Origin of the sequence: Phenylobacterium sp., from assembly GCF_030654915.1 — a bacterium.
Classification (GTDB): Bacteria; Pseudomonadota; Alphaproteobacteria; order Caulobacterales; family Caulobacteraceae; genus Phenylobacterium.
In genome coordinates, this window is the sequence record NZ_JAURWM010000104.1 from 1 (window position 1) to 4,992 (window position 4,992).

The window sequence follows — 4,992 nt, forward strand, 5'->3', positions numbered from 1 at the left end:
TGGCGAAGGCGTTCACCTTGCCAGCGATCATGTTGATGATGATGAACAGCACGATCGGCGAGAACACCGGCAGCAGCGACGGCACGATCATCTCCTTGATCGCCGCCTTGGTGAGGATATCGACGGCGCGGCCGTATTCGGGCTTCACCTCGCCGGTCATGATTCCGGGGTTCTCACGGAACTGACGACGAACTTCCTCGACGACCGACTCGGCGGCCCGGCCCACGGCGGTCATGGACATGCCGCTGAACAGGAAGGGCAGCAGCCCGCCGATCAACAGTCCCACCACCACGTACGGGTTTGAGAGGTCGAAGGCCACCGTGCCCAAGCCATCGAAGAACGACCCCGGCTCAGCATTGGCGGCGAAGTATTTCAAGTCCTCGGTATAGGCCGCGAACAGCACCAGGGCGCCAAGACCCGCCGAACCGATCGCATAGCCCTTGGTGACGGCCTTTGTGGTGTTGCCGACCGCATCCAGGGCGTCGGTGGTGACGCGCACTTCCGGCGGAAGACCGGCCATCTCCGCGATACCGCCAGCGTTGTCGGTGACCGGACCAAAGGCGTCCAGCGCGACGATGAAGCCGGCCAGCGACAGCATCGCCGTGGTGGCGATGGCGATGCCGAACAGCCCCGCCAGGCCGTAGGTGACGATGATGCCGACCACGATAACCAGCGCCGGAGCCGCGGTGGACTCCAGCGACATGGCCAGGCCCTGGATGACGTTGGTGCCATGGCCGGAGACCGAGGCCTTGGCCACCGACTTCACCGGGCGGAAGCCGGTGCCGGTGTAGTACTCGGTGATCACCACGATCAGGGCGGTGACCGCCAGGCCCGTGATGCCGCACCAGAACAGGCTCATGGCGTCGAAGGTCTTCTCACCCACCGTCAGCGCGCCGGGAACCAGTTGGTGAACGACCCAATAGATCGCGAACACCGACAGGACGCCGGTGACGATCAGGCCCTGATAGAGCGCGCCCATGATGTTGTTGGACTTGCCCAGGCGCACGGCGAAGGTGCCGATGATCGAGGTCAAGATGCACACCCCGCAGATCGCCAGCGGCAGCAACATCATGTTGCTCACTATGTCGGTGTCGCGGAAGAAGATGGCGGCCAGGACCATGGTGGCGACCGTGGTCACGGCATAGGTCTCGAACAGGTCGGCGGCCATGCCGGCGCAGTCGCCGACATTGTCGCCGACGTTGTCGGCGATGGTGGCGGCGTTGCGAGGGTCGTCTTCGGGGATGCCCGCCTCGACCTTGCCGACCATGTCGCCGCCGACGTCCGCGCCCTTTGTGAAGATGCCGCCGCCCAGCCGGGCGAAGATCGAGATCAGCGACGCGCCGAAGCCTAGCGCAACCATCGAGTCGACCACCTCACGGCTGGTGTTCTCGTGGCCGAGCGGCCCGGTCAGGATGGCATAGTAGCCAGCCACCCCGATCAGGGCGAAGCCCGCCACCAGCATGCCGGTGATCGCGCCAGCGCGGAACGCCAGGGACAACCCCTGGGCCAAACCTTCCGAAGCAGCCTGTGCGGTGCGGACATTAGCCCGGACTGAGATCAACATGCCGACGAAGCCGGCCAGGCCCGACAGCACCGAGCCGATCAGAAATCCGACCGCGGCGAGCGGCCCGATCAGGAAGCCGACGGCGAGGAGGATGATGAAGCCAACGATGGCGATGGCGGTGTACTGACGACGCAGATAGGCCTGCGCCCCTTCCTGGATCGCCGCGGCGATCTCCTGCATTCGGGCGTTGCCCGGTGAAGCACGTAACAACGATGCGGTTTGAACGATGCCGTAGAGCACCGCCAACAAGCCGGCGGCGATCACCAGCGTAAGCGTAAGACTCATGTTCTAAGCGCCCCTATCGATTGCACGAAGTCGCCAACCGCCGCCCGGGATGGGCGGAGCTCGACGCTCCAGGCCCTGTTCGTTTTTTCCCTCGGTAGAGCCCCGTGAACCCGGCGCTCCTTATTAATAATCGAGACGTTGCCAGTTGAAGCCAGGACGCGCAACGCCCCGTTGAACAAGGTTCAAACGCACCACGCGCCCAGGCTAGGGCCGGGCTTGCGACGCGGGGGGCGCCGTGGGCGGCTTGGGCAGCCCCAGGCGACGCTTCGGGGTCTGTGACATGACGACCGCCGCCTTGACGCCCTTCCCGCCCGCGATGGCCGTCGCCTCCCTCATCAGCACGGCCTGCAGACGTGGGACATCAACCACGGTGTAGTCGTTTGGGTTGGTGAACGGCGTCTTGTGCGCGGCACGCACCAAGGCGTCCCGAAAGAAGGGTTCCTTGGCCCGTAGCTTGGCCGCATCCGCGGAGGCCGTGAGTTGCAGCCGGGCCGAGACGAAGACGTAGTTGATCAGTTGCCCCTCGACGACGATGGGCAGGGCGACCGGCGCCAGATCCACATACTGGCCGTCCGACGCCTTGGGCTTCGCAGGCTCCGAAGCGACGGCGTGGCCGGCGATCGAGAGCAAAATGGCGGCGGTTGCGAAAACATGGCGGATCATCCGAACACCCTTGCACAGCCGGGGTTTCCGGAAGCTTTCGGAAGCTAAAGCGGGTGTTTCCAGCCGCCCGGTCCCGGCGCGATATCGCCGCCGTCCACGGTGACACTGATCCCTGCCCCTTCCGCGACCGAGCCAATCACGGTGAGGCCAAGCGCTCGCGCCGCCGCCCCAGGCCGAACGGTGCAGACGATTTCGTAGTCGTCGCCGCCGGACGCCAGATCACGCAGGGCGCCGGCGCGATCATCCTGGGCGTCCAGCCAAGCCCGCGCCGCCGTCGACAGCGGCAGGCGATCAAGCTCCAGCCGCACCGCCAGACCGCTGGCCTCGCCAATGTGGCCGGCGTCGGCGATCAGCCCGTCCGATATGTCCGCCGCGGCGCTGGCGTGAGCACGCAGGGCCTCGCGAAGTTCGACGCGCGGCGACGGCAGGCGATAGCGCCCCGCGAGATAGCCGCCCGGATCAGCCAGTTCGCCTCGCGCCGCTTTCAGACCCAGCCAGCCGTCGCCAATCACCCCGGAAACGCAAATGAGATCGCCGGCTTGCGCCCCGCCCCGGCGAATCATCGCGCCGTTCGGCGTCCATCCCAGCATGGTCAGCGACAAGGTAAGCGGTCCCGGGGTCGACACCGTGTCGCCGCCGAGCAGGGTCAGCCCATAGGCCGCGCCGTCGACGCGCAGTCCCTCGGCGAAGGCTTGCCGCTCATTCCAGCCAAAGCCCGGCGTCCAGGCGGTGGCCAGGAAGTAGCCATAGGGCTCGGCCCCCTTGGCGGCGAGATCGGAGAGGTTCACACGCAATAGCTTGCGTGCGATCAGGCCCGGCGCTTCGCCGGGGAGGAAATGCACCCCCTCGACCATCGCGTCCTTGGTGACGATGAGGTCGAACCCCGGCCGCGACGGAATCGCCGCGGCGTCGTCCAGCAAGCCGAGCGCCTCGGGAGCGCCGTTGGTCAGCGGACGAAAGAGCCGGGCGATCTGCCCGAACTCGTCTGGCCCGCCGGCCTGCGGCGCTTCAGGTGCGGACATCTCGGGCCACCGCGTCCAGGGCCCCGTTCACGAAGCCGGGCTCGGGACCTTCGAAGAACGACTTGGTCAGTTCGACATATTCGTCGATCACCACCTCGGTCGGGACGTCGGAGCGGTGGGCCAGTTCGAAAGCGCCCGAACGCAGGATCGCCCGCACCGTGGCGTCGATCCGCTCCAACCGCCAGCCGGAGGCCAGCCGCTTGATCACGGCGGCGTCGATCTCGCGCTGGTTCTCGACCACGCCGCGGACCAGTTCGGCGAAGAAGCCTTCGTCGGCGCTGGCCATCATGTCGCCCTCGGTCGCAGCGTCGCCCTCGACGCCACGGTCGAAGCGATGGTCGGCGAATTCGCGGATCACCGCTTCGACGCCGACGCCGGAGACTTCCATCTGGTAGAGCGCCTGGATCGCCGCCAAACGCGCAACCGACCGCTGGTTATGGGCCCGGCTCATCGAGCTTGGCCAAGCAACTGGCGCTTCAGCTCGATCATGTCGAGCGCAGCTCGCGCCGCGCCGCCGCCCTTGTCGCCCTCGCTGGCCTTGGCGCGCGCCCAGGCCTGATCCTCGTCCTCGACGGTGAGGATGCCGTTGCCGATCGCCAGGCGCTTGCCGACCGCCAAGTCCATGATCCCGCGGGCCGACTCGTTGGAGACGATCTCGAAATGATAGGTCTCGCCACGGATCACCGTGCCGAGCGCGACATAGCCGTCATAGCGACGGCCGGTCGGACGGCTGCCACCCTCTTCGGCGATAGCGATGGCGCCAGGGATCTCCAGCGCGCCAGGCACGCTGATGACGTCGTACTCGGCGTCATGGGCCGTAATCACGTCGGCCGCAGCCTTCAGCAATTCATCGGCGAGGTCGTCGTAGAAGCGCGCCTCGACGATCAGGATGCGGATTTTCTCTTCGAGCATGGGGTCCAGTCTCTGTTCAGTTCGACCCTTTAGGCCGTTTCTCGCCAGCGGGCGAGATAGCGGGCCAACATGTCGATCTCTAGATTGACCTTCGCGCCCGGCTGGAGCCGGCCCAGGGTGGTCACATCCCAGGTATGGGGGATCAGATTGACCCCAAAGACATCGTCCTCGACCTCGTTCACGGTCAGGGAAACGCCATCAACGGTGATTGAGCCCTTGGGCGCGATGAAACGATGCAGCGGTCGCGGAACCCGCACCTTCACGCGGTGCGAACCGCCTTCGGATTCGATCGAAACCACTTCGCCGACGCCGTCGACATGGCCAGAGACGATGTGGCCGCCCAGCTCGTCTCCGACGCGCGCGGCGCGTTCCAGATTGATCGGGTCGCCTTCCTTCCACGCGCCCAGGGTCGTCAGACTGATGGTCTCGCCGGAGATCTCGACCGCGAACCAGCCCTCGCCCTTCTCGACGATAGTCAGGCAGCAGCCCGCGTGGCTGATCGAGGCGCCCATGTCGATGGTCGACAGGTCGAAGCCCGTCTCGACC

At 66.2% G+C, this 4,992-nt stretch carries 6 protein-coding genes; all 6 read right to left on the reverse strand.

Annotated features, from left to right (window positions below):
- Positions 1-1,849 (reverse strand): sodium-translocating pyrophosphatase (locus Q7T84_RS05300; RefSeq protein WP_304806697.1); only part of this gene is annotated, 1,849 nt, incomplete at its 3' end.
- A gap of 204 nt (positions 1,850-2,053) precedes the next feature.
- Entirely contained in the window at positions 2,054-2,512 is a 459-nt protein-coding gene (locus tag Q7T84_RS05305) for a hypothetical protein (protein ID WP_304806698.1), read from the reverse strand.
- Between the two features lie 44 nt (positions 2,513-2,556).
- Positions 2,557-3,534 carry a thiamine-phosphate kinase gene (thiL, locus tag Q7T84_RS05310; RefSeq protein WP_304806700.1) on the reverse strand — a complete coding sequence of 326 codons (978 nt, stop codon included), beginning with the start codon at positions 3,532-3,534 and terminating at the stop codon, positions 2,557-2,559.
- On the reverse strand, positions 3,521-3,985 hold the full coding sequence (gene nusB / locus Q7T84_RS05315; protein WP_304806701.1) for a transcription antitermination factor NusB: 465 nt from the start codon (positions 3,983-3,985) through the stop codon (positions 3,521-3,523). Before nusB ends, thiL begins: the two co-directional genes overlap by 14 nt.
- The gene (gene ribH, locus Q7T84_RS05320; RefSeq protein WP_304806703.1) at positions 3,982-4,446 is read right to left on the reverse strand and encodes a 6,7-dimethyl-8-ribityllumazine synthase; all 465 of its coding nucleotides are present in this window, start codon (positions 4,444-4,446) and stop codon (positions 3,982-3,984) included. The genes nusB and ribH overlap by 4 nt, the downstream gene beginning before the upstream one ends.
- A gap of 29 nt (positions 4,447-4,475) precedes the next feature.
- A partial coding sequence (locus tag Q7T84_RS05325) for a riboflavin synthase (protein ID WP_304806704.1) occupies positions 4,476-4,992 on the reverse strand: 517 nt, incomplete at its 5' end.

What these genes read in the sequence shown, in the direction of transcription:
- thiL (WP_304806700.1), bottom strand. Translation starts at nt 3,534, where the DNA reads ATGTCCGCACCTGAAGCGCCGCAGGCCGGCGGGCCAGACGAGTTCGGG.
- Q7T84_RS05305 (WP_304806698.1), bottom strand. Translation starts at nt 2,512, where the DNA reads ATGATCCGCCATGTTTTCGCAACCGCCGCCATTTTGCTCTCGATCGCC.
- ribH (WP_304806703.1), bottom strand. Translation starts at nt 4,446, where the DNA reads ATGCTCGAAGAGAAAATCCGCATCCTGATCGTCGAGGCGCGCTTCTAC.
- nusB (WP_304806701.1), bottom strand. Translation starts at nt 3,985, where the DNA reads ATGAGCCGGGCCCATAACCAGCGGTCGGTTGCGCGTTTGGCGGCGATC.